Annotated in this window: 23 protein-coding genes; 12 read left to right on the plus strand and 11 right to left on the minus strand. The window is 72.3% G+C overall.

Going from position 1 to position 24,133, the window contains the following annotated elements; translation table 11 throughout:
- Positions 1-78 precede the first annotated feature (78 nt).
- Together LQK89_RS01275 and LQK89_RS01280 are read left to right on the plus strand one after the other, a co-directional pair.
- Complete coding sequence (locus LQK89_RS01275) at positions 79-702, plus strand: TetR/AcrR family transcriptional regulator (protein WP_231049915.1); 624 nt, start codon at positions 79-81, stop codon at positions 700-702.
- On the plus strand, positions 699-2,396 hold the full coding sequence (locus tag LQK89_RS01280) for an MDR family MFS transporter (protein WP_231049916.1): 1,698 nt from the start codon (positions 699-701) through the stop codon (positions 2,394-2,396). The genes LQK89_RS01275 and LQK89_RS01280 overlap by 4 nt, the downstream gene beginning before the upstream one ends.
- Positions 2,397-2,660: 264 nt before the next feature.
- Here the strand turns inward: LQK89_RS01280 and LQK89_RS01285 are convergent, their stop codons facing one another.
- Positions 2,661-3,668 carry a LacI family DNA-binding transcriptional regulator gene (locus tag LQK89_RS01285; protein WP_231049917.1) on the minus strand — a complete coding sequence of 336 codons (1,008 nt, stop codon included), beginning with the start codon at positions 3,666-3,668 and terminating at the stop codon, positions 2,661-2,663.
- Positions 3,669-3,848: 180 nt separating this feature from the next.
- Between LQK89_RS01285 and uriH the strand changes: the two genes are divergently transcribed.
- The 4 genes from uriH (at position 3,849) to LQK89_RS01305 (ending at position 8,244) form a co-directional block, all read left to right on the plus strand.
- Positions 3,849-4,892: a uridine-preferring nucleoside hydrolase UriH gene (uriH, locus tag LQK89_RS01290; RefSeq protein ID WP_231049918.1), complete on the plus strand. Its 1,044-nt coding sequence runs from the start codon at positions 3,849-3,851 to the stop codon at positions 4,890-4,892.
- 5 nt (positions 4,893-4,897) lie between these two features.
- Entirely contained in the window at positions 4,898-6,307 is a 1,410-nt protein-coding gene (gene uriT, locus LQK89_RS01295) for a uridine transporter UriT (RefSeq protein ID WP_231049919.1), read from the plus strand.
- The gene (locus LQK89_RS01300; protein WP_175326414.1) at positions 6,304-7,161 is read left to right on the plus strand and encodes a ribokinase; all 858 of its coding nucleotides are present in this window, start codon (positions 6,304-6,306) and stop codon (positions 7,159-7,161) included. Before uriT ends, LQK89_RS01300 begins: the two co-directional genes overlap by 4 nt.
- A gap of 147 nt (positions 7,162-7,308) precedes the next feature.
- Positions 7,309-8,244: a Ppx/GppA phosphatase family protein gene (locus LQK89_RS01305; protein WP_058741833.1), complete on the plus strand. Its 936-nt coding sequence runs from the start codon at positions 7,309-7,311 to the stop codon at positions 8,242-8,244.
- A 3-nt stretch (positions 8,245-8,247) separates the two neighbouring features.
- On the opposite strand, the gene LQK89_RS01310 is transcribed toward LQK89_RS01305, so the two are convergent.
- On the minus strand, positions 8,248-8,877 hold the full coding sequence (locus LQK89_RS01310; RefSeq protein WP_231049920.1) for an antibiotic biosynthesis monooxygenase: 630 nt from the start codon (positions 8,875-8,877) through the stop codon (positions 8,248-8,250).
- A gap of 57 nt (positions 8,878-8,934) precedes the next feature.
- Here LQK89_RS01310 and LQK89_RS01315 point away from each other — a divergent pair, with 57 nt between their 5' ends.
- Positions 8,935-9,435 (plus strand): DUF6328 family protein, encoded by a 501-nt coding sequence (locus LQK89_RS01315; protein WP_144805403.1) that lies wholly within the window; start codon positions 8,935-8,937, stop codon positions 9,433-9,435.
- On the opposite strand, the gene ku is transcribed toward LQK89_RS01315, so the two are convergent.
- Entirely contained in the window at positions 9,432-10,430 is a 999-nt protein-coding gene (gene ku / locus LQK89_RS01320; RefSeq protein WP_231049921.1) for a non-homologous end joining protein Ku, read from the minus strand. The two genes, LQK89_RS01315 and ku, sit on opposite strands and share 4 nt — an antisense overlap.
- Positions 10,431-10,526: 96 nt before the next feature.
- Here ku and LQK89_RS01325 point away from each other — a divergent pair, with 96 nt between their 5' ends.
- From LQK89_RS01325 to LQK89_RS01335, 3 genes are read left to right on the plus strand one after another with little or no spacing between them, the layout of a single operon-like run.
- Positions 10,527-11,102, plus strand: coding sequence for a hypothetical protein (locus LQK89_RS01325; protein WP_231049922.1), 576 nt, complete (start codon positions 10,527-10,529; stop codon positions 11,100-11,102).
- Between the two features lie 34 nt (positions 11,103-11,136).
- Positions 11,137-12,027, plus strand: a complete 891-nt coding sequence (locus LQK89_RS01330) for an SDR family oxidoreductase (RefSeq protein ID WP_175326419.1) — start codon at positions 11,137-11,139, stop codon at positions 12,025-12,027.
- Complete coding sequence (locus tag LQK89_RS01335; RefSeq protein WP_231049923.1) at positions 12,024-14,528, plus strand: ATP-dependent DNA ligase; 2,505 nt, start codon at positions 12,024-12,026, stop codon at positions 14,526-14,528. The genes LQK89_RS01330 and LQK89_RS01335 overlap by 4 nt, the downstream gene beginning before the upstream one ends.
- A gap of 351 nt (positions 14,529-14,879) precedes the next feature.
- On the opposite strand, the gene LQK89_RS01340 is transcribed toward LQK89_RS01335, so the two are convergent.
- From LQK89_RS01340 to LQK89_RS01350, 3 genes are all read right to left on the minus strand, one after another.
- Complete coding sequence (locus LQK89_RS01340) at positions 14,880-15,059, minus strand: hypothetical protein (RefSeq protein WP_114850741.1); 180 nt, start codon at positions 15,057-15,059, stop codon at positions 14,880-14,882.
- 10 nt (positions 15,060-15,069) lie between these two features.
- Positions 15,070-16,062, minus strand: a complete 993-nt coding sequence (locus LQK89_RS01345) for a sugar phosphate isomerase/epimerase family protein (RefSeq protein ID WP_231049924.1) — start codon at positions 16,060-16,062, stop codon at positions 15,070-15,072.
- A gap of 150 nt (positions 16,063-16,212) precedes the next feature.
- Positions 16,213-16,896, minus strand: a complete 684-nt coding sequence (locus tag LQK89_RS01350; protein ID WP_231049925.1) for a fumarylacetoacetate hydrolase family protein — start codon at positions 16,894-16,896, stop codon at positions 16,213-16,215.
- Between the two features lie 195 nt (positions 16,897-17,091).
- On the opposite strand from LQK89_RS01350, the gene LQK89_RS01355 reads away from it, so the two are divergent.
- Positions 17,092-17,463: a hypothetical protein gene (locus LQK89_RS01355; protein WP_141859951.1), complete on the plus strand. Its 372-nt coding sequence runs from the start codon at positions 17,092-17,094 to the stop codon at positions 17,461-17,463.
- Between the two features lie 96 nt (positions 17,464-17,559).
- On the opposite strand, the gene LQK89_RS01360 is transcribed toward LQK89_RS01355, so the two are convergent.
- The 3 genes from LQK89_RS01360 to LQK89_RS01370 form a co-directional block, all read right to left on the minus strand.
- Positions 17,560-17,775, minus strand: coding sequence for a hypothetical protein (locus tag LQK89_RS01360; RefSeq protein WP_174779082.1), 216 nt, complete (start codon positions 17,773-17,775; stop codon positions 17,560-17,562).
- A complete protein-coding gene (locus tag LQK89_RS01365) occupies positions 17,765-18,103 on the minus strand; it encodes a hypothetical protein (protein ID WP_231049926.1) in 339 nt (112 codons plus the stop codon). The genes LQK89_RS01360 and LQK89_RS01365 overlap by 11 nt, the downstream gene beginning before the upstream one ends.
- Positions 18,104-18,204: 101 nt before the next feature.
- Positions 18,205-20,676, minus strand: coding sequence for a phosphoketolase family protein (locus tag LQK89_RS01370; RefSeq protein ID WP_231049927.1), 2,472 nt, complete (start codon positions 20,674-20,676; stop codon positions 18,205-18,207).
- Between the two features lie 210 nt (positions 20,677-20,886).
- Here LQK89_RS01370 and LQK89_RS01375 point away from each other — a divergent pair, with 210 nt between their 5' ends.
- Entirely contained in the window at positions 20,887-21,564 is a 678-nt protein-coding gene (locus LQK89_RS01375) for a hypothetical protein (protein WP_058741600.1), read from the plus strand.
- Between the two features lie 66 nt (positions 21,565-21,630).
- On the opposite strand, the gene LQK89_RS01380 is transcribed toward LQK89_RS01375, so the two are convergent.
- Both LQK89_RS01380 and LQK89_RS01385 read right to left on the minus strand, forming a co-directional pair.
- The gene (locus LQK89_RS01380) at positions 21,631-22,227 is read right to left on the minus strand and encodes a DnaJ family domain-containing protein (RefSeq protein WP_231049928.1); all 597 of its coding nucleotides are present in this window, start codon (positions 22,225-22,227) and stop codon (positions 21,631-21,633) included.
- Between the two features lie 61 nt (positions 22,228-22,288).
- Positions 22,289-24,103 (minus strand): glycoside hydrolase family 15 protein, encoded by a 1,815-nt coding sequence (locus LQK89_RS01385; RefSeq protein ID WP_231049929.1) that lies wholly within the window; start codon positions 24,101-24,103, stop codon positions 22,289-22,291.
- Positions 24,104-24,133: the final 30 nt, after the last annotated feature.

Raw genomic sequence — 24,133 nt, forward strand, 5'->3', positions numbered from 1 at the left:
GCGCTGTAGCCGGGCAGTAGCCCAGCTGTCCCCCGACCACCCGTTGCACTTTCACTAGCAGAGTGCAATTCTTGCTCGGTGAGCACCACCGAACGCACCCGCGCGCTACGCCGACGCATGGTCGTCGAAGCACGCCGGGCGACCATCGAGCACGGGCTGCACGGCTTCACGATCGAGCAGCTCTGCGAGACGGTCGGGGTCTCCCGTCGCACGTTCTTCAACCACTTCGCGTCGAAGGACGACGCCGTGCTCGGCATCGAGCAGGGCGCGATGGAGGAGCTCCTCGCGGCGTACGCGTCCCGGACCCTGATCTCGACCGACGTCGACCCGCTCGGGTCGATCGTCGCGCTCGCGATCGAGCAGATGCACGTCGTCGGGCTCGACCGTGCCGACGAGGCCCTGGTCCGCCGCGTGTTCGAGCGGGAGCCGGTGATGGTGGCGAAGTTCCTCGCCGCCGCCGACGTCCAGCTCGCCGCGGTCGGTCGGGCCGTCCGGCAGCGGTTCGGCTGGACCGACCCGGGCGACCGACGCGCCCAGCTCGTCGCCGAGGCCGCCGCGGGCCTCCTCAAGGTCACTGCCGGCACCTACTTCGACGACGCGTTCGACGAGTCCACGGGCCCGACGTTCGACGCGTTGCTCACCGAGAACCTCCGCCAGTTCAGGGCGGCCGTCACCACCACCGGACAGGACCACACCGCATGAGCGCGACCGCGCAGGGCACGAAGCGTGCCCGACCCGGATCCGACGGGCCGCTGCTGCTGACGCAGCGCCGCATCTGGATCATCTTCTCCGCCCTGATCGCCGGGATGCTGCTGTCGAGCCTCGACCAGACCATCGTCTCCACGGCGATGCCGACCATCGTCGGGGAGCTCGGCGGCGTCGCGCACCAGGCCTGGCTGACGACGGGCTACCTGCTCGCCTCGACCATCGTGATGCCGATCTACGGCAAGTTCGGCGACGTCCTCGGCCGCCGCAACCTGTTCCTCGTCGCGATCGCGCTGTTCACGATCGCGTCGGCCGGGTGCGCCTTCGCGGGCGACTTCACGCAGCTCGTGGTGTTCCGCGCGATGCAGGGCCTGGGCGGCGGCGGTCTGATGATCCTGTCGCAGGCGATCATCGCCGACATCGTGCCGGCCTCGGAGCGCGGCAAGTACCTCGGGCCGCTCGGCGCGATCTTCGGGCTCTCGGCGATCGGCGGCCCGCTGCTCGGCGGCTTCTTCGTCGACCACCTCACGTGGAACTGGGCGTTCTACATCAACATCCCCGTCGGCATCGCCGCGTTCTTCGTCGCCTGGTTCGCGCTGACCCTGCCGACCAAGAAGGCCGAGAAGAAGATCGACGTCCTCGGCGTCGTGCTCATGTCCGCAGCGACGACCTGCCTGGTGTTCTTCTCGGAGTTCGGCGGCAGCAAGGACCACGGGTGGGACGCCCTCGAGACGTGGGCCTGGGTCGCCGGCCTCGTGGTGGCGGCCGCGCTGCTCGTCCTCGTCGAGTCGCGCGTCGAGGACCCGGTGCTCCCGATGTCGTTCTTCCGCAACCGCACGTTCCTGCTCGCGACCGGCATCGGCCTCGTGCTCGGGATCGGCATGTTCGCCGCGATCGGCTTCGTGCCGACGTTCCTGCAGATGGCGTCGGGCACCTCGGCCGCGGTCTCCGGCCTGCTCATGCTGCCGATGATGGTCGGCCTGATCGGGACCTCGATCGCGTCCGGCAACCTCATCACGAAGACCGGCCGCTACCGGCTGTTCCCGATCGCGGGCACGGTGCTCGTCGCCATCGCGATGCTCGCCATGACGCAGCTCGCCGCGGACACCCCGATCTGGCTGATCTGCACGTACCTGTTCGTGTTCGGCGCGGGCCTCGGCCTGATCATGCAGGTCGTCGTCCTCGTCGCGCAGAACGCCGTCCCCGCCGAGCAGGTCGGCACCGCGACCTCGACGAACAACTACTTCCGCGAGGTCGGCGCCTCCCTCGGCACGGCCGTCTTCGGTGCGCTGTTCACCGCCCGGCTCACCACGTCACTCACCGACGTCTTCCGGGGTGCCGGGGGTTCGGCGACCGACGCGGCGTCCTCGGCGGGGAGCATCGACCCGGCCACGGTCGCGAAGCTGCCCGAGGCCGTGCAGGACGGCATCGTGAACGCCTACGCCGACTCCCTGGCGCCGGTGTTCTGGTACCTGCTGCCGTTCATCGCGATCGCGTTCCTGCTCGCGCTGTTCCTGCCGCAGATCGCGCTGTCCGACACGGCCGGCATGGTGGCCCGCGGTGAGGCCGTCGGTGGCGCCGAGGCCGACGAGCTCGAGCGGGCCCAGCGGGCCGGCCGGGCGGCGGGTGTGGAGTCGAACGTGGATGCCGACACCGACGCGGACTCCGCCGGGTCACCGAGACGCCGCTGAGTCATCGAGACGCCCCCGTTCCCGGGGGCGTCTCGCCGTTCCGGGCGTGTCCCGCCCTGACGGGGCCGTCCCGCGCCCGTGGCGGGGCCGGCACCCCCACCGGACGGGAGGCACGTGGCGGGCCCGCACCGTGCCTCCCGTCCGTCCGTGCGCCCCACCCGAACGGCGCGAGACTCGCGCTGGCGGACGCGACTCGCGCCCACGGACGCGAGTCGTGTCCGCTGAGCCGAGTCTCGGCCCTGCCGGGCGCGCGGTGCGCGCCGCTCAGCCGCCGGTGCTCGCCCGCCGCACCAGACGCGTCGGCAGCGCGACCGGCTCGGCCGCCGTGCCGTCGACCGCCGCGAGCAGCCGGAGGGCTGCTGCGCGTCCGAGTTCCGCTCCCGGCAGTGCGACGCTCGTCAGGGCCGGCGCGGTGACCGAGGACGAGGGCAGGTCGTCGAAACCCGCGACCGCAAGGTCCTCCGGGACCCGCAGCCCGGTCGCGGCGGCGACGCGGAGCACTCCGTAGGCCAGGGTGTCGGCGGCGGCGACGACCGCGGTTACGCCGTCCTCGTGCCAGGCCTCGAGTGCGTGCTCCGTCGCGGCTGCGGCGGCGTCCACCGTCAGGTCCGCCCGGGCGCCGAGCTCGGACACGGTGATGCCGGCGGCTGCGCAGGCCTCCTGGAACAGACGGTGCCTGACGCCGAAGGTGGCGACCCGTGCCGTGCCGTCGAGGTACGCGACCCGCTCGTGCCCGCGCTCCCGCAGGTGCGCGACGAGTTCCGCGACGCCCGAGGTCAGGTCGTAGTCGACCGCCACCGCGCCGGTCGGGGCATCCGGAGCGTCGAGCAGCACGACGGGGACGGCGGCGTCGAGCGACTCGCCGGCGGCCGGGGCGTCGACCAGGATGCCCGCCGGCCGGAGCCGCTCGAAGCGCCGGAGGTCGCTCGTGGCCGGCTGCGCCCCGCGCTCGGTGACGGAGAGCACGAGCTGGTACCGGTCGCCAAGGGTGTCCCGGACGCCCCGGATGACCTCGGCGAAGAAGGGGTTCGACAGATCGGGGGCGATGAGCACCACGAGGTCGCCCGTGCCCCGCGCCAGGGAACTCGCCGCGTGGTCGACCACGTACCCGAGCTCGTCCACGGCGTCGCGCACCCGCGCCGCGATCGGGGCGGAGACCCGGCCACGGTCCTTGCCGTTCACGACGAGGGACACCGTGGCGATGCTCGTGCCGGCGCGTTCGGCCACCATCGCCGCGGTCACACGGCGGGCCGGGACGGCAGAGGATGGCACCCGTCGAGCCTAGCGACGCACGCGGCCCGGCAAGCCGAGAACCGCTCGGGGAGTTGACGTCAAGCGCTTGACGTGTTTCGATGTCAAACGCTTGACGCGCCGCGCCGGAGTTGGTTCCTCCACGACGCGGACCCCACCGCGTCAAGCACAGACCTCCCGGTCGTCCAGCACCCCCCCCCGATGAAGTGGAGCCCCACGGTGTCCGATGCGACGAAGCAGAAGATCATCCTCGACTGCGACCCCGGCCACGACGACGCCGTCGCCATGATCCTGGCGCACGGCAGCCCGGCGATCGAACTGCTCGCCGTGACGACCGTCGTCGGCAACCAGACCCTGCCGAAGGTCACCCGCAACGCCCTCGCCGTCGCGCGCATCGCCGGCATCACCGGGGTGCCCTTCGCCGCCGGCAGCCCGCGCCCGCTGCTCCGCGAGATCGAGGTCGCCCCGGAGATCCACGGCGAGAGCGGCCTCGACGGCCCGATGCTCCCCGAGCCGTCCTTCGCCCTCGACGAGCGGCACGCGGTCGACCTGATCATCGACACGGTCATGGCGCACGAGCCCGGCACCGTCACGATCGTGCCGACCGCCGGCCTGACGAACATCGCCCTCGCCGTCCGCAAGGAGCCGCGCATCGTCGAGCGCGTCAAGCAGGTCGTGCTCATGGGCGGCGGCGTGCACGTCGGCAACTGGAGCGCGGTCGCCGAGTTCAACATCGTCATCGACCCCGAGGCCGCGGACATCGTCTTCCGCGCCGGCTGGGACGTCGTCATGGTCGGCCTCGACCTCACGCACCAGGCGCTCGCCACCCCGGAGGTCGCGGCGCGCATCGCCGCCGTCGGCACCGGCCCGGCCGCGTTCGTCGGGGAGCTGCTCGACTTCTTCGGCAAGGCCTACGAGGACGCGCAGGGCTTCGACTCGCCGCCCGTGCACGACCCCTGCGCCGTGGCGTACGTCATCGACCCGACGATCGTGCGCGCCGTGAAGATGCCGATCGCGATCGAGACCACGGGCACGCACACGCTCGGCATGACGGTCGCCGACCTCCGTGCACCCGCGCCCGAGGACTGCCGCACGAGCGCCGCCATGGAACTCGACCACGAGCGCTTCTGGGACCTGGTCGTCGACGCCCTCGAGCGGATCGGCGAGACGCCCGACACCGGCTGGACGCCGCGCGCCGACGCCGCAGCCGCCACCCCTGCCGACGCCGGCACCACGGAGGTCTGAGCGCCGTGACCACCACCTCGACGAAGAAGTCGACCGCGGCCCTCACCGCCGCCCTGCTCGCGGCGTGCATCGCGTTCCAGCTCAACGCGAGCATGCTCAGCCCGGCCCTGGTCACGATGGCGCGCGACCTGCGCACCGACGACGCCACGATCGGCCTGTCCCAGACGCTGTTCTTCACGCTCGCCGCGCTGTTCTCGCTGTTCCTGCCCCGCCTGTCCGACATCGTCGGCCGGAAGCGCGTCCTCCTCGCCATGCTCGCGGTCATGCTCGTCGGCAGCGTCGTCGCCGCACTCGCCGTGAACGTCCCGATGCTGTTCGCCGGTCGCATGATCCAGGGCGTCACCGGCCCGGTCGTGCCGATCGGGCTGCTCATCCTGCGGAACGAGATCGCCGACCCGAAGCGGTACGGCGCGGCCCTCGGGCTGCTGACCGCGGTGAACGGCGGCATCGCGGGCGTCGATGCGCTCGCCGGCGGGTGGATCGCCACGAACTTCGGCTTCCGCGGCATCTTCTGGGTGATCGCCGTCGTCACCGTGGTCGCGACCGTGATGGTCGCCGCGTGGGGCGTCGAGTCGACGCCCTCGGCCGGCACCCGGATGGACTGGTGGGGCGTGCTGCCGCTGGTCGTCAGCGTCGGCGCCCTCCTGACCGCGTTCAACGAGGCCGGCAAGCTCGCGGCCGCGGACTGGGCTCTCGTGGTCGGCGCGGTCGTGCTCGCCCTCGTCGCCTTCGGGGTGTTCTGGGCCGTCGAGTCCCGGGTCCGCGAACCCCTGGTCGAGACCCGGTTCCTCAAGCGCCGGGCGACGTGGGCGCTCCTCGTGACGACCCTGCTCACGATGACCGGCGTCTTCGCGGTCGTGAACGGCCTCGTGACGAGCCTCGCGCAGAACCCCGAGGTCGGCTTCGGCATGGAGCCGGACCTCGCCTCCCTCGCGTTCCTGACGCCCTACGCGCTCGTCGGCTGGGTGGTCGGACCCTTCGCGGGACGGCTCGCGCCGACCCTCGGCTACCGTGCCGTGCTCCGCGTGGGCCTGGTCGGCAGCATCGTCGCCACGGTCGTGATGGCGATCGTCGGCGTGCACTCGCTGCCGGTGCTCGTGGCGGCGACGGTCCTGATCGGCATCACCTACGCGGGCATCGCGAACATCATCCTGAACGGCCTCGGCATCGTGCTCTCGCCGGACTCGAACCCCGGGTTCCTGCCCGGTCTCAACGCCGGTGCGTTCAACCTCGGCGCCGGCATCAGCTTCGCGGTCCTGCCGGCGCTGCAGATCGCCCTCGGGACCGGTGGGTCCGCCGGGACCACCGGGTACTCGGGTGGCATGCTCCTCGGAGCCGTGATCACCTGCGCGGCCCTCGCCACGTCCTTCCTCATCCCGCGCCCGGCCTCGGCCGAGACAGGAGCCACCGCATGAGCGGCATCGTCGTCGTCGGGAGCCTCAACGCGGACCTGGTGGTCCGCACCGAGCGCTTCCCCCAGCCCGGTGAGACCCTGCACGGGTCCGACCTCGCCACCCTGCCCGGCGGCAAGTCCGCCAACCAGGCGGTCGCAGCCGGGAGGCTCGGGGGCACCGTGCGCATGATCGGTGCGGTCGGCGACGACGGGAACGGTCGACTGCTCCGCGACTCCGTCGCGGCTGCCGGGGTCGACACCACGCACGTCGCCGTCCGCGAGGGCGTGCCGACCGGCACCGCCGTCATCACGGTCGACGCCGCCGGCGAGAACACCATCGTCGTCTCCGGCGGCGCGAACGCCACGCTCACGCCGGACGACCTGCCCGCCGACGCCTTCGACGGCGCCGGGGTGCTCGGCCTCTGCCTCGAGGTCTCGATCGACGTCGTGCTCGCGGCCGCCCGCGCCGGACGTGCCGCCGGCGCCACCGTGCTGACGAACCTGTCGCCCTTCGGTGCCGTGCCGCAGGAGCTCCTCGACCTGACCGACGTCCTCCTCGTCAACGAGCACGAGTCGGTCGCGCTCGGGGACCACGGCGTCGCCCGGTCGATCGTGACGCGGGGTGGCGACGGCTGCGTGGTGCACGACGGGGACGCCGAGCCGGTCGTGGTCGAGGCCGTGCGGGTCGAGCCGGTGGACACCACGGGCTGCGGCGACGCGTTCATGGGGGCCGTGGCGCTCCGACTCGACGCGGGGGACACCCTCGTCGACGCGGCCCGGTTCGCCGTCGGCGTCGGGGCGTACGCCGCGACGAAGCCGGGCGCCCAGGCGTCCTACCCGACCCCCGCCGAGCTGGAGCGCTTCCTGCGGTCCTGACCCGCGCCTCCCGTCCGCCCTCCCCGCCCCTTCAGCCCCGCCCCTTCCGCAAAACGCAACGTCGGCGGTTTCGCGCAGCGGAATGTCGCTGCGAGCAACCGCCACGGTTGCGTCTTGCGGGACCACCGACGCCGCTAGCGTGGTGGCATGCGCGTGGGAGTCCTCGACATCGGGTCCAACACCGGCCACCTGCTCGTGGTGGACGCCCACGGCGGGGCGGCGCCGCTGCCCGCGTCGTCGTACAAGCAGCCGCTGCGCCTGGCCGAGCACCTCGACGAGTCCGGCGCGGTGACCCCGGAGGGGATCGCCGCCCTCACCGCCTTCGTCGCCGCGTCCGTCCGCGTCGCCGAGGACCGCGGGTGCGAGGACATGCTCGCGTTCGCGACCTCGGCCGTCCGCGACGCCGTGAACTCCGACGCGGTGCTCGCACACGTCGAACGGGAGACCGGCGTCGAGCTCGCGGTGCTGTCCGGCGAGGACGAGGCGCGGCTCACGTTCCTGGCCGTCCGGCGGTGGTTCGGCTGGTCCGCCGGACGCCTCGCGGTCTTCGACATCGGCGGGGGCTCGCTCGAGATCGCCGGCGGCGCGGACGAGGCACCCGACGTCGCGTGGTCGATGCCGATCGGGGCCGCTCGCCTGGCCCGCTCGTACTTCGCGGACGGGACCCCGAGCGACGACGACGTCCGCCGCATCCGACACGAGATCCGCGTCGCGATCGCCCGCGACGCGGGGTTGTTGCTGCGCGCCGGGCGGCCGGACCGTGCCGTCGCGACGTCGAAGACCTTCCGCTCGATCGCCCGGATCTGCGGGGCCGCACCGTCCGGGGACGGGCCGCTCGTGCCACGGGCGCTCGACGGCGCCGAGCTGCGGCGGCTGCTGCCGTCGCTCCTGACCAAGTCGGTGACCGAGCTCGCCGCGCTGCCGGGGGTCTCGCCGAGCCGCGCCCACCAGGTCGTCCCGGGAGCGCTCGTCGCCGAGGCGTGCCTGGACATCTTCGACCTGCCGGCGCTCGAGATCTGCCCGTGGGCGCTCCGCGAGGGCGTGATCCTGGAGCGGCTCGACCAGCTGTCGGTGCTCGGCTGAGTCCTACCGCTGTCGGTCGAGCCCCGCGCCCGCGCTCCGCGGTGGGGCGAGCAGCCAGGGCCGGATCAGCTGCGTCACGAAGGGCAGCACCCAGAACGTCATGATCGGCGTGAGCACGAGCGTCGTGACCAGGACGCGCGGCAGCACCGCGAGGGAGCCGAACGCGGGGACGAGCCAGCCGACCAGGAACGTGAACGCCAGGTTCACCGGGAAGAACCCGAGCCAGATGCTCACGGCCTGCTTCCACCGCGGCGGGGCGCTCGAGGTCGGGGCGTCCTGCGGGGCATCGAACCAGCCCTCGATGCCGGTCCGCTTCTCGACCCGGGACTCCACGACGAGGTCCCGGCCGCGGTCGAGCCACCGGAGCCGGTCGTCGGAGTTCTCCCACGTGGCGAGCTGCTCGTGGTCGGCGAACCGGTAGAGCATGTGCCACTCGTGGCTCGTGGCGTGCGACCGGACCCACCCGGAGCCGAGGAAGCCCGGGTAGCGGTTCGCCAGGTTCACCCCGGACTGCACCCAGGCGGTGGCGTCGGGGATGCGGTCGGGTTCGACGAGGCGGGTGATGGACACGGTGACGGGCGGGCCGGCGGTCACGGATGACGACTGCAGGCTCCCAGGCTCTTGTGGAGTCATCTGGACAGTGTCGCGGAGTCGTGTTTCGGGTTCGTGACGCCGCAGTAGGTTCTGGGCATGAGCGACGTCAGCGGTGGAACCCCGGACACCGAGCGCGGTCGGCACGAGACCCCGACCGAGCGATGGGACCGGAACTGGTCAGACATCCAGCAGGAGCTCCGGATCGTCCAGACGGGGACGCAGATCCTCGCCGGGTTCCTGCTGACGCTGCCGTTCCAGCAGCGGTTCACGATGCTCAGTCCGAGCGAGGAGGTCGTCTACCTCGTGCTGGTGGCGCTCGCGGTGGTCATCACCGTCGTGGCGCTCTCCGCCGTGTCCGCGCACCGGCTGGTGTTCCGGCAACGGCAGAAGCACGACCTCGTCCGAGCCGGGAACGCGCTGCTCATCGCGGCGCTCGCAGCGAGTGCCCTGCTGTTCTCCGGCACGGTGCTGTTCGTGTTCGACGTCGTGATCGGGGACGTGGGCGGGGTGGTCGGCGGGGTCGTGGTGTTCGTCGGGACGGCGGCGCTGTGGGTCTCGATCCCCCTCGCGCTGCGGAGGACGAGCCGGGACGGCTAACTGGCCTGCTTCTTCGCCGCCGGCGCCTTCTTCGTCGCGGGGGCCTTCTTCGCCGCCGGCTTCTTCGCGGCGGTCTTCTTCGTGGCCGGCTTCTTCGCCGGCGCCTTCTCTGCCGTCGCCGTCGCAGTCGCCGTCGCCTTCTTCGCCGGGGACCCGCCGTCCGCCTTCCGCGGGCCGGACGACGGACGCGACCCCGATCCTCCCGACCGCTTCTTGTCGACGGACGCCCGCAGGGCGGCCATCAGGTCGATGACGTCGCCACCCTCGTCGTCGTCGTCGGAGGACGCCTGCTCACCGAACGTCTCGGCGGTGTCGACGTCGTCCCCGGCCTCGAGCTTCGCGTCGATGAGCTGCTGCAGTTCCTCCTGGTAGGCATCGGTGTAGCGATCCGGGTCGAAGTCGGTGGACATGCTGTCGACGAGCGAGGACGACATCTTCAGCTCGTTCGCGCTGACCTTGACGGACGCGTCGAGCGACGGGAACTCCGCGGCCCGGACCTCGTCGCCCCACAGCAGCCCCTGCAGCAGGACGACGTCGTCGTGCACACGGAGCACGCCGAGCCGGGTCTTCTGCCGGAGCGTGAACTGCACGATCGCGAGACGGTCGGTCTTCGCCAGCGTCTCCCGGAGCAGCACGTACGCCTTGGGGGAGCGGGAGTCCGGCTCCAGGTAGTACGACTTCTCGAACATCATCGGGTCGACCTGGTCGACGGGCACGAACTCGAGGACCTCGATCTCGTGCGACTGCTCCTGCGGCAGCTGCTTGAAGTCGTCCGGGGTCAGCACCACGGTCTTGTCGCCGTCGTCGTAGGCGCGCTGGATGTCGGCGTACTCGACCTCGTGGCCGAACTCGCACACGCGCTTGTACCGGATCCGGCCCTTGTCCTCGTCGTGGACCTGGTGCAGGGAGACGTCGTGGGTCTCGGTCGCCGCGTACACCTTGATGGGCACGTTGACGAGCCCGAACGCGATGGAGCCCTTCCAGATCGACCTCATGCGCAACATGATGCCCGCGGGGCTGCGGACGGGTCCTCAGTTCCGAGCGGATCGGCAGGTGTGGACGGGCGGCCGAGGGCGTAGGGTCTCGCGGGCATGACGGGGGACCAGACGACGACGCAGCGCACCGACGCCGCGCGGGCGGTGGACGACGACCGCATCGACGCCGCGCGGGCGGTGGACGACGACCGCATCGACGCCGTGGGGTGGTGGCAGCTGGTCGGGCTGGTCGTCGTGGGTGCCGGCGCGCCGGCGCTCTACTTCGTGCTCCGCCCGCATCCGGTGCCGTGGACGGCGGTCGTCGTGCTCGGCCTCGCCCTCGCGGTCGTCCTGCCGGCGGCGCAGGTCCGGACCTGGTCACGGCGCGGTGGGCGCGCTGCGGTCCTCGCGACCCGACGCTGGGTTCAGGTCGGGAGCGTGCCGGCCGACGTTCCCGACTCCGTGTGGCGACCGCGGGTCGAGCGCTGGGCAGGCGAGCTGCGTCGTCGTCGGCTGAGCGGATGGATCGGCCTGGTGCTCGCGGTCTTCTGGGGCCTCAGCGCGGTCACGGGCACGCCGAGCGACGGCGTCCTCGCGGCGGTGTGGGTGGGGATCGCCGTCGCAGGACTCGGGTGGTACCGCGGAGACGTGGCCAGGGCGGAGCAGCTGCTCAGCGCAACTCCGCGACGCTGAACCGCCACTCCGCCCGCGCGAGCACCATGGGCCCATGAGCCAGCTCGACAAGCAGGACCCGCGTTCGCAGTTCCCCCGACCGCCGTTCCCGCCGCAGACCCAGCAGGGGTCCGGGCTGGCGAGCGCGATGGACCCGCAGCCCGACCACGGCGAGACGAGCTACCTCGGCACGGGACGGATGCCCGGCTACCGCGTGCTCGTCACCGGCGCCGACTCGGGCATCGGCCGGGCGGCGGCGATCGCGATGGCGAAGGAGGGCGCCGACGTCGCCCTGAACGCCCTGCCCGAGGAGCGCGAGGACCTCGAACAGGTCCGCGACGTGATCGGCGACCTCGGGCGGAAGGCCGTGCTGCTGCCGGGTGACCTGACCGACGAGGAGTTCTGCGCCACGCTGGTCCGGGACGCCGTCAGCGAGCTCGGCGGGCTGGACGCCCTGGTGCTCGTCGCAGGGCACCAGCAGGTGCACGAGGACGTCACCCAGCAGTCCACCGAGGACTTCGACCGGACGATGAAGGTCAACCTGTACTCGCTCTTCTGGCTCGTCCGCGCGGCCGTCCCGCACATGGCGCCGGGGAGCGCGATCGTCACGACGAGCTCGGTGTCGGCGTACCAGCCGCAGGACCGGATGATCGACTACGCCGCGACGAAGTCCGCCATCATCACGTACACGAACGGTCTCGCCCGGCAGCTCGCGGCGCGGGGGATCCGCGCGAACACGGTCGTCCCCGGACCGGTGTGGACACCGCTCCAGCCGATCAGCTACCCGGGCGACGAGATCGCGGCCTACGGGCAGGACACCCCGTTCGGGCGCCCGGCGCAGCCCGTCGAGCTCGGCGGCGCGTACGTGTACCTGGCGGGCCCGGAGTCGTCGTACACGTCCGGCAGCACCCTCACGGTGGCGGGAGCGACCGGAGTCGCGCTGTGAGCCCCGTCTCCCGGCGCACGACGGTCCAGGTCGGGGACCGCCGCATCGCACTGTCCAACACCGACAAGGTCCTGTACCCGGAGAGCGGGACGACCAAGGGGCAGGTGATCGCCTACTACGAGCGGGTCGCGCCGTGGATGATCCCGCACGTCAAGGACCGTCCGGTGACACGGAAGCGCTGGGCGAACGGCGTCGACGGCAAGGTGTTCTTCGAGAAGAACCTGCCGGACTCCGCGCCCGACTGGATCCGGCACCACACCATCGCGCACAAGGAGCACGACACCGAGTACCCGGTCGTCGACGATCTGCCGACGCTCGTGTGGATGGCGCAGCAGGCCGCGCTCGAGCTGCACGTGCCGCAGTGGCGGTTCGGTCCGCGCGGTGGCCAGCAGCACCCGGACCGGCTCGTGCTCGACCTGGACCCGGGTGAGGGGGTCGGCCTGCCCGAGTGCATCGAGGTCGCGGTCGCCGCCCGTGAGCTCCTGCAGGGCATGGGCCTCGACCCCCACCCGGTGACGTCCGGCTCGAAGGGCATCCACCTGTACGCGGCGCTGGACGGACGGTCCGCCGCGCAGCACGTCTCCGAGGTCGCGCACGAGCTCGCGAGGGCGCTCGAGCAGGACCTGCCCGACCTGGTGCTGTCGTCGATGAGCCGCGCGGAGCGCGCCGGCAAGGTCTTCGTCGACTGGTCGCAGAACAACGGCAACAAGACGACGATCGCGCCGTACTCGCTGCGCGGCCGGGACCGGCCGACGGTCGCCGCACCGCGTACCTGGGACGAGCTCACGTCGCGCGGACTCGCCCAGCTCACCCTGGACGAGGTGCTCGACCGCCTGGAGGAGCGTGGGGACCGCCTGCACCCGGTCGCGTCCGCCTCGCTGTCGGTCGGGAGGCCCGACTCGGGTCACTGGGACGGCGACCGGACCCAGCGTGCGAACGACGCGGAGCAGCCTGGTCGCGACCGCCTCGCCGCGTACCGCGCGAAACGGGACGCCTCGAAGACACCGGAGCCGGTCCCGGAGGGCGCACCGACGGTCCGGAAGGACGGCACACCGACGTTCGTGGTCCAGGAGCACCACGCGACCCGGGACCACTACGACTTCCGGCTCGAGCACGACGGGGTGCTCGTCAGCTGGGCGCTCCCGAAGGGCGAGCCGACCGACCCGGGGAAGAACCACCTCGCGGTGCAGACCGAGGACCACCCGCTCGAGTACGGCGGCTTCGAGGGCACGATCCCGCACGGCGAGTACGGCGCCGGCACGGTCACGATCTGGGACGACGGCACCTACGAACTCGAGAAGTGGCGGGAGGGCGAGGAGGTCATCGTCACCCTGCACGGACGGACGAACGGCAACCGGCGACTGGCGCTCCTGCACACCCGCGGCCGCGGTCGCGGGAAGGACGGCGACGAGAAGAACTGGTTGATCCACCGGACGAAGGAGCAGCCGTCGCGGACGCCCGACGAGGGCCGGGCCGCACCGGCCTCGGGCTCGGGCTCCGCCGCAGTGTCGGACGGGGCGGCGGCGAACACGCCGACCGAGCGGCGCCCGATGCTCGCGTCGCCGGTGTCGGGTACGCCGTCGTTCGACCCCGACGTGTGGGCGTTCGAGATGAAGTGGGACGGCGTCCGGGCACTCGCCACCGTGCGGGACGGCGCCGTGACGCTCCGGAGCCGGAACGGCAACGACCTGACCGCGCAGTACCCCGAACTCCAGGAGCTCGCCGACCGGGCCGGGGTCGACGGGGTGTTCGACGGCGAGGTCGTGGCGCTCGACGAGGCGGGCCGCCCGTCGTTCCAGCGGCTGCAGGACCGGATGGGATTGACGCGGAAGCGCGAGGTCGACGCGGCGCAGGCGACCACGCCCGTGCGCTTCCTGCTCTTCGACGTCCTCGAGGCCGACGGGCACGACCTCGTCCGGCTCGGCTACGACGCCCGCCGGGACGCCCTGGCGACGGTCGTGGACCCCGGCGGTGCGATCGAGGTGCCGCCGGCGTTCGACGGGGACTTCGACGCGGCCGTCGCGGAGTCCGCCCGGCTGCGGCTCGAGGGGGTCGTGGCCAAGAAGCGGCGCTCGCGGTACACCGAAGGCCGCCGGTCCGAGTCGTGGGTGAAGGTCAAGCACCTCGCCGCGCAGGAGGTCGTCGTCGGCGGCTGGAAGCCCGGGGCCGGTCGTCGCGCGGGCGGGATCGGCTCGCTGCTGCTCGGGGTCCCCGGGCCGGACGGACTCGAGTACGTCGGCAAGGTGGGCACCGGGTTCCGCGACCGCGACCTCGACGAGATCGCCGACGTGCTCCGCTCCCGGGCCCGGAAGACCTCCCCGTTCGTCGACGTCCCCCGACCGGACGCCCGGGACGCACACTGGGTCCGCGCCGACCGGGTCGGCGAGGTCGTGTTCGCCGAGTGGACGGCGGACGGGCGGCTGCGCCAGCCGTCGTGGCGAGGGTGGCGGCCGGACAAGGACCCGGACGACGTCGTCCGCGAGGCCGGACCCGAAACGTGAGAAGACGACCCGTGCGCCGGATCAGGGAACGCACGGGCCGCCGTCGAGGCACCGCGACCGGGACTTCAGGGATGCCCGGCCGCGGTGCGTCCGAGGCCCGGGTCACCCGTGATCCCGGACCGCCGGGACCCCCACGGTCCCGGAACACACTGCTGTGACGGGTCGAGTCGCCGGATCGTCACACCCGATCGGAAGTTCTTTCCGCGGCATCGTCCCGCACACGGACGGACCGCCCGGGAGCAGGTGCTCCCGGGCGGTCCGTCGAGGCCGTGCGGTCCGTCCGTCAGTGCCGGTCGTCCGTCAGTGCCGGTCGTCCGTCAGTGCCGGTCGTCCGTCAGTGCCGGTCGTCCGTCAGGCGGCGGGGGCGGGACCGTCCGCCGGGGCGGCGTCGTCCGCCGCGGGCAGGTCCTCGTCGATGAGTTCCTCCTGCTCGGGCAGGTCGACCTCGGCGGCTGCGGCCTTCGCCTCGTCGATGGACTCCTGCGACCGGCGGAGGAGGTCGTCGTCTGCTGCTGGTGCGTGATCCGTCATGACGGTGACGCTACGCCGGCGCCCCTGTGTCGGCATCGCGCCGCGGCAGGTGCATCCCGGTCGTCGTGTCGATCGCGGGGCCGACGGTGGGTGCGGACGACGGCTCGAAGTCGACGGCCGAGGTCGGCGCCGGGGTCGACGGCATCGCCGGAGCCGCCGGTTGCCCGACCGCGTCGGCCGCGTCGAGCACGGCTCGGGTGGCGGCGGCGGCGGTCCGGAGCGCGTCGGCCAGGGGCATCGCCCGGTGTGCGTCCGTGCGGACCTCGACGCCCCAGGGTTCGTCGTGCCCGAGGTCGCGAGCGACCCGGACGAGTCCGGGCAGGTCCCACGCCCCGGCACCGGGCAGGTGCCGTGCGGAACGGGCTTCCTCGGCCAGGGTCAGGCCGGCCGGCGTGTGCAGCAGCCCGTCGCTCAGCTCCACGGCACCGAGGACCCCCGGGGCGAGCCCCTGCGCGATCGAGGCGAGCGTCGAGCCGCCGCGGAGGGTGTGCATCGCGTCGAGGAGCACGGCGCCGTTCGGGTGGCCCGCGGCCGTGACGAACCGCGCGGCCCGCTCGAGCGTCGGCAGGTTCGACCACGGCTCCGGTTCGAGCAGGAGCTGCGCGCCGACCTTCTCGGCCTGCGCGGCGAGGTCCACCCAGTCGTCGACCATGGCGACGGGCGACACCGCCGCGACACCGCTGTCGGCGCGCGCGACGACCTGCCACGCACCGAGCGCGGACGCGGCCTCGAGCAGGACGCCCCGGTCGGCCTCGTCGTCGGTGGAGCGCTGCGGCGACGACCACCACCGGTCGAGGGGGCCGAGCTGGACCCAGACGATCCCCGCCCGGTCGAGCACCCGCCGGAGCGCGGCGAAGCCCGTGGTCGCCCGCACCTCGTGCAGGTCGTCGAGCGACAGGGACAGCCCGGAGAACCCGGCGTCCCCGACCGCCCGGACCCGTTCGGCAACGGGAGCGTCGCCGGCCCAGGTCCCGGACGTCGCGAGCAGGTCGTGTTCCTGCACGGTGCACCTCCTGGCTCCGGACACCCGCCGTCGGCCCGTCGCAGTGCTGGTGTCCTCGTGATCCCGGCGCAGCTGGTCCCCACGCGCCGTGCACCATGTGTACGCCGTCCACCTCGACGGGCTCCCAGCGGGCTCGCGCCGGGCGGCGGCTCAGACGATGCGCGTGGTGACCGAGCCGACCCCGTCGATCCTGCCCTCGAGCCGCTCGCCGCGTGCCAGGGGTCCGACGCCGTCCGGGGTCCCGGTCATCAGGAGGTCGCCCGGCGCGAGGGCGACGAAGCGCGAGAGTTCGGCGATCGTCTCGGCGACCGACCAGATCTGGTCGGCGAGGTCCCCGGACTGCCGCAGCTCGCCGTCGACGTGCAGCGTGACCGCTCCCGTCGTCGGGTCGACGTCCGCCGCGGGGACGAGCCGGCCGATCGGTGCCGAGGCGTCGAACCCCTTCGCGAGGTCCCACGGCCGACCGAGCCGCTTGGCCTCGGCCTGCAGGTCCCGCCGGGTGAGGTCCAGCCCGACCGCGTACCCCCAGACGAGCTCGAGCGCCCGGTCGGCCGGCACGTCGCTGCCACCCGCTCCGAGGGCGACGACGAGTTCGACCTCGTGCTCGAGCCGGTCGGTCTGCGGCGGGTACGGGGTGTCCCCGTCGTCCGTCACCAGGGCGCTCGCGGGCTTGGTGAAGAAGAACGGCGGCTCGCGGTCCGGGTCGTGGCCCATCTCGCGGGCGTGCGCGGCGTAGTTCCGCCCGACGCAGTACACGCGGCGGACCGGGAAGCGGCCGCCGGTCGAGGTCGGCAGCGTCGGCTGCTCGGGCGGGTCGATGACGAGGTCGGACACCCGCCCACCTTGCCACGTGGGCGGCCAGGACGGGGGCCCGTCGCCGACGGGTGGGCTGACAGGGCGAGTCGCAGTCCCCCGAACAGCGGACTGAGCGGCCGTCGCGGTCGGTGCTAGCGTCCGGACGTGGCCACAGGGGACCACGCCCGGTCGGCCGGGCTCGGTCGATCGCGACATCTGATGAGGGGATCCACGATGAACGTTCCTGCACGACGGTCAGCGCAGCGGGTGGGGCGGGCGAGGCGACTCGGCGCCCTGCTCCTGATGGCGACGACCGTGGTGGCGACCACCACGGTGATCGGCGGGCCCGCGCAGGCTGATCCGTACGGTTCGCCGCTCACCTTCGGCTGTGGCAGCAAGACAGCCCAGATCAACTGGAAGAGCACCGGCACCGTGCGGCTCTTCGGCGGTCCGGACCGAGAAACGGCCGGCAACAACCTGCTCCGGGAGGTCACGAAGAGCGGCTCGTACAGCTACAACTCCGGGTACCGCACGTTCACGTTCCAGTTCGGTGCGACGAACGGCCACATCACGAGCATCAAGGAAGTCTGCGTTTCGCAGTCGTAGAGCGGCCCCGCCTCCGGTCCCGGCCCGGCGTTCCTGACGCGCAGGGCCGGACCGGAGACCAGCTCGGCAGCTGCATCTGCGGGCGGGCGGACGCGATCATCCCTCGCCGACGCTCGCCTCCCACCGCAGACGGCGCGCACGTGCCCGTTCCTCGCGCTCGCGCCACTCCCGACGGGCAGCCGCCAGCCGCTCCGGGCCGCCCTCAGCGCGCAGGAGCGGGCCGTAGTGCGGATCGGCGAGCAGCGAGGGGTAGTTCCGTTCCATGCGGTCGAGCCGCCGCTTGAACTCTCGGTCGTCCACGTCAGAGATCATCGTCCTGCTCCTCTCCGTCCGGCTGGCGGTGTGCGGCCGGTTCGTCGTGGCGCGCGAGCGCCTCTTCAACCCACTTGTCGTCGTTGGTGACCCAGGACCGGGTCATCAGCGCCTGGGCCATCAGTGCCGCGCGTTCGCGCTCCGTGACGTCTGCGGAGAGCGCCCGGTCGGCGACCCACGACCAACGCTGCCACCACAGGTCCCGATGCGCCGAGAACTCTGTATTTCGCCGGGTCCGCCGACCCTCGACCACCGTCACGACGATGCCGATCGCCGCGATCACGGCGCCGGTCAGCGCCCCGACCAGTCCTGCCACCCCGATGCCCATGGCCCCACCCTGACGACAAAGGTCCGGCCACGCGTCGGGCGTGACCGGTCCTGTGGAGGCGGGTCGTGCCTCCAGGCCGTGTGGAGGACGACGGACGTGCGTCAGGCGCCGGGGGCGGCCCCCTCGGACTCGCCCGAACCCGGGTCGCCACCGGTGCCGCCGTCGGTCGGCTCGTCCTGCGGCCACCCCGCGAACTGCCACCCGGCGACCGACGGGTGGTCCTCACCACGGGAGTACGCGAACGCGCGGGCTGCGTCACGGGCCTCCGTGAGGGTCGTGAGCAGGTCCGCGTGCGCCGTCGCGTCCACCCGGCTGAGCGCGTCGTGCGCCAGCGCGAAGCGGTCCATGTCGTTGCGGATGAGCATGTCGAACGGCGAGGTCGTCGTGCCCTGCTCGAGGAACCCGTGCACGTGCAGGTCGTCGTGCCCGTGCCGACGGTACGTCAGCTGGTGCACGAGCGACGGGTACCCGTGGAACGCGAACACCACGGGCGTCCCCGGCAGGAAGACCTCGTCGTAGCGTTCGTCGCTGACGGGGTGCTCGTGCTTCCGCGGGTCACCGAGGGACAGCAGGTCGACGACGTTGACGAAGCGGACCCCGACCTCCGGCGCGTGGTGGCGGATGATGTCGGCTGCCGCGACCGCCTCGACCGTCGGGACGTCCCCGGCGCTCGCGATCACGACGTCGGTGCGACCGACGGTCTGCTCGGTCCCGGCCCAGTCCCACACGCCGAGCCCGGCCGCAGCGTGCGCGGTCGCGTCCTCGAGCGACAGGAAGACCGGCTCCGGGTGCTTGCCGGCGACGATGACCTCGATGCGGTCCGTCGTCTCGAAGGCGTGCGCGGCGACGGCGAGCAGGGTGTTCGCGTCCGCCGGCAGCTTGATCCGGACGAGGTCCTGCTGCTTCGACGCGACGACGTCGAGGAACCCGGGGTCCTGGTGCGAGAAGCCGTTGTGGTCCTGGCGCCAGACGTGCGACGACAGCAGGATCGACAGGTTCGACACCGGTGCGCGCCAGTCGATGTCGGTCGACGACTCGAGCCACTTGGCGTACTGGCCGACCATCGAGTCGATGATGTGGGCGAAGGCCTCGTAGGTGTTGAGCAGACCGTGCCGCCCGGTCAGGACGTAGCCCTCGAGCAGCCCCTCGAGCAGGTGCTCGGACAGGACCTCGATGACGCGGCCGCGGGCGCCGAGGTGTTCGTCGCCGGGACCGCGTCGCGCACGCCAGACCCGGCTCGTCACGTCGAAGACCGCGTCGAGCTTGTTCGAGATCGTCTCGTCCGGGCCGAACAGCCGGAACGTCGAACCGTTCCGCGACGTCAGCTCGGCGAGCCACGGTCCGAGCGTCGCCGTGGCGCTGGCGTCCTCGCCGACCGGCACCGCGTACGGCTCGAGCGGCGGCCGGTCGAGCGCCGTACGGACGAGTCCGCCGTTGGCGTGCGGCGTCGCGCTCATCCGGCGGTCGCCCGCGGGACGGATCGTCGTGAGGATGCCGATCGGACGACCGTCCGCGTCGAAGAGCTCGTCCGGGCGGTAGGAGCGCATCCACTCCTCGAGCTGCTCACGGTGTCCGGCGTCCTCGCGGACCGCGGGCAGCGGCACCTGGTGCGCACGGAAGGTGCCCTCGACGCGCTCGCCGTCGACCTCCTGCGGGCCGGTCCAGCCCTTCGGCGTGCGGAGCACGATCATCGGCCAGCGCGGGCGGAGGTCCGCGGCGCCGGCCGACTGCCCGGCCGCCGCGCGCTCGGCCTGGGCCCGTGCGGCGGCCTGGATGTCGTCGATGGCGGCGAGGGCCCGGCGGAGCGCGCCGTCGAACAGGGCGTGCACGGCGTAGGGGTCGTCGCCGACCCGGGCGGAGTCGACGACGATCGGTTCGTACCCGAGGCCGCGGAAGTACGCGGTGAGGTCCTCGTCCGGGATCCGGGCGAGCACCGTCGGGTTCGCGATCTTCCACCCGTTCAGGTTGAGGATCGGCAGGACCGCGCCGTCGGACACCGGGTCGAGGAACGTGTGGGCCTGCCAGGAGCCGGAGAGCGGGCCGGTCTCGGCCTCGCCGTCGCCGACCACGCACGCGACGACGAGGTCCGGGTTGTCGAGCGCCGCGCCGTACGCGTGGGCGAGGGAGTAGCCGAGCTCACCGCCCTCGTTGATCGAGCCCGGCGTCTCCGGGGCCGCGTGCGAGGGGATCCCGCCGGGGAACGAGAACTGCCGGAAGAACTTCCGCAGGCCGTCGGGGTCCGGGGTGATGTCGGGGTACAACTCGCCCCAGGTCCCCTCGAGCCAGGCGTTCGCGTTCATCGCCGGTCCGCCGTGCCCGGGGCCGCAGACGTAGAGCAGGTCGCGGTCGGTCTCGGTGATGAGCGCGTTCAGGTGCGCGTACACGAGGTTCAGTGCGGGGGAGGTGCCCCAGTGCCCGAGGAGCCGGGGCTTGACGTCGTCCGGGTCGATCGGGCGCGTCAGCAGCGGGTTGTCGAGCAGGTAGATCTGTCCGACCGTGAGGTAGTTCGCGGCGCGCCACCAGGCGTCGATCGCCCGGATCCGGTCCGTGGTCGCGATGTGTGCGGGGGCCATGCCCCCACGCTACGGAACGGGGGACAGGAACCGCCCAGGAAATCGGTCCAATCCGTTCGGTGGGGGGGTGTCGAACCACCAGTACAACCCGGGAGACACCCGGAGCGCTCACCAGCCGCAGATAGCTGGTTCTCCACCCCTGTCCGGGGTGTGTTCGGCGCGCACACTGCGAAATCGCGCGCCGAGCGCGACCACGAAAGGAACGAACTCATGCGTAAGAGCCTGAAGACCTCGATCACCCTCGCCACCACGGGCGCCCTGGTGCTCGGTGGGGCCGCGTTCGGTGTGTCCGCCGCGCAGGCCGACGGCACCGTCCACACCGTCTCCTCGTCCTCGTCGAAGATCCCCGGCCCGGTCGCGTCGGTGCCGGAGGTCAAGGGCGGCAACACCGCCGTCGCGCTGGACAAGGGCTTCACCGACGCGCTGACCTCGCTGGGCCTGACCCCGGGCGTGTCGGGCAACGCGAAGCTCGAGAACGGGTCGGTGTCGTTCCCGATCACGGCCGGTTCGGTGACGTACTGGTCGCCGGACGGCAACTACCGCCCGTACGTGCAGGGGCTGCTGAACCACGACGACTCGGGCCTGACGCTCAAGGCCGGTGACACCACGGTGACGCTGGAGAACTTCGTGGTGAACCCGGGTTCGTCCAAGCTCTACGGCGACGTGCTGGTCAACGGCCAGGTCGCAGCGTCCAACGCGTACCTGTTCTCGCTGCACGGTGGCACGCTCAAGCCGCTGCAGCTCGAGGGTGACAACGCGATCCTGACCGGCACCACGGTCCACGTCTCCGACGACGCCGCGAAGCTGCTCAACAGCACCTTCAAGACCGACGCGGTCAAGGGTGGTCTCCTCGTCGGGACCGCGACCATCACCGCACAGATCAAGTAACACCCCCGCACCACACGAACGACGGCCGGCCCCGGAAGGGACCGGCCGTCGTCGCGTCTCGCGTGCTCAGTCGCGGCGGCGCCACCACCGGCGCGGCCGCGCCGGTGGTGGCGCCGCCTCCGCCACCTCGGCCGCCGCAGCCAGCCGGTCGCGTCGCCGGGCGGCCCAGGCCTCGACCTCGGCGTCGACGTCCCGCATCGGGGTCACCACCGGCGGGCCGCCGAGCAGCTGCCGTCTGGCCTCCTTCACCCGGGCGTTGAAGTCCACGAGCACCGCGCGGACGTCGTCCTCGGTCGCGAGGGCGTCGAGGTGCCCGTCGAGCTCGGCGTCCTCGGTGCGCAGGGCGAAGGCGGGCGGGGCGATGCCGCGGATGTCCTCGCGCTCGATCTTCGCCTTGATCCACCAGTCCGGGTCGTGGCGGCCGTCGTTCCCGGGCAGCGGCTTGCCGTGGTACGGGTTGCCGTCGAAGACCCCGCGGCGCTCCGCCTGCTCGACGAGCATCCGCGCGTGCTGGCCGACGTCCTGCGCCCGCAGCAGTCGGCGTTCCTCGCGGACCTCGTCCGGGTCCAGCGAGCCACGCTCCACCTCGCTGTCGACGAGCTGCTGGTACCGGTACCGCGCGGCTCGTCGCAGCCGGTCCATCCGGGCATCGACGTCGTTCATGGTCGTCCCATGATGCAACGCACGGGCGACAGCGCACCCAGGAGTCCGTTCAGGAGTCCACTCAGGACTCCGCCGCGACCTCCTCGATGGTCAGCGCCGCCTGGATCAGGGCGAGGTGGGACAGCCCCTGCGGGATGTTCCCCATGAAGTCGCCGTCCTCGCTGAGCATCTCGCTGAACAGCCCGACGTCGTTGGCCTGCTCGACCATCGCGTCCATGAGCTCGCGGGCGTCGTCGACCCGGCCGACGCAGGCCATCGCGGCGGCGAGCCAGAACGAGCACGCGACGAACGGCGACTCCTCGGCGTCCATCCCGGAGTACCGGTAGACGAGCGCGCCGCGCTGCAGCTGCTCCTCCACCGCCCGGATCGTCGACTCCATGCGCGGTCCGCGGTCGAACGACGACATCGCGTGGAGCAGGATCGACGTGTCCAGGGCGTCGCTGCCCGGGTACATCACGTAGTACCCGCGCTCCTCGTCCCAGCCGTTGTCGGCGACCCACTGCTCGATGAGCTCGCGGTTCTCGATCCACTTGTCGCGCGGGCCGTCGATCATCCCGGCGTCGTGGAGCTCGACCGCCGCGTCGAGCGCCTGCCAGCAGCCGATCTTGCTCGACACGTAGTGCTGCGTGTCCTGCAGCTCCCACATGCCCGAATCCGCCTCGGGCCAGCGGTGGCACGCGTCGTCGGCGAGCCGCTCGAGCACGCCGGCCGTCTGCCGGTCGAGCACGTTCCCGGCCCGGACGTACTGCCGCAGGATCTCGAACACGTCGCCCCACACGCCGAGCTGGAGCTGGTCGCCGGCGCGGTTGCCGATCGTCACCGGGCCGATGCCCTTCCAGCCCGGGACGTCGCGTTCCTCGACCCCGTCGGTCTTCTCGCCGTTCAGGTCGTAGAAGATCGGCATGGTCTCGTCGTGCTCGGCGATGGTGCGCATCACCCACGACACGGCGGCGTGCGTCTCCTCGCGGAGCCCGAACCGGGTCAGGGCGTGCACCGTGTACGACAGGTCGCGGACCCAGGCGAACCGGTAGTCCCAGTTCTTGCCGCCGGTCCGGTCCTCGGGCAGGCTCGTCGTCGGCGCGGCCGCGATCGCACCGGTGGGCGAGTAGATGAGCAGCTTGAGGGCGAGGGCGCTCCGCTGCACGGCGTCGGCCCAGGGGCCGTCGTACGAGAACGTCTCCGACCACGTCGACCAGTTCGCGATCGTGCGGTCGACCGCGTCGAGGGTGCGCTCCGGTTCCGGCAGGAAGATCGGTTCGTTCTCGGTGCCCACGATGGTCAGGATCGACTTCGACCCCTCGCTCGTGGTGAAGCGACCCGAGAAGCGCGGGCCGTCGTCGTGGACCGGCTCGAACCCGTGCTGCACGATGCCGATCGTGACGCCGTCGATGCCGATGACGGTCCCGTTCGCGGTGTCGAGGCGCTTCGGTTCCGCGGTGTTCAGCAGCGTGCCCGGCACCACGGCCCACTCCATCTCGACGCTGCCCGTGACGCCCTGCACGCACCGGCCGATCTCCGCCCACGGCAGGCGTCCGGCCACGCCGGTGACCATCGCGTCCGTGACGGTGCACGACCCGGAGTCGGTCGTCCACGTGGTGACGAGCACGTTCGTCCCGGGCAGGTACCGGCGTTCCACCGTCGCGTCACCGGTCGGCCGCAGCGCGACGTGACCACCGTGCTCGGCGTCGAGGATGCTCGCGAACACGGGCGGGGAGTCCATCGAGGAGATCGGCAGCCAGTCGATGCGACCGTCCAGCGCGATGAGCGCCACCGTGCGACCGTCGCCGATCGCACCGTAGGACCGCAGCGGCACGTAGCCGTCGGTGCGCTCCTCGTTGTCGTGCGCGTCGGGGGTGTCGCGGGTGCGTTCCGTCATGCCGCCAGCCTGCCCGCGGCGTGGAGGCGA

This window comes from Curtobacterium sp. C1 (genome assembly GCF_021049325.1).
GTDB classification, from domain to species: domain Bacteria; phylum Actinomycetota; class Actinomycetes; order Actinomycetales; family Microbacteriaceae; genus Curtobacterium; species Curtobacterium citreum.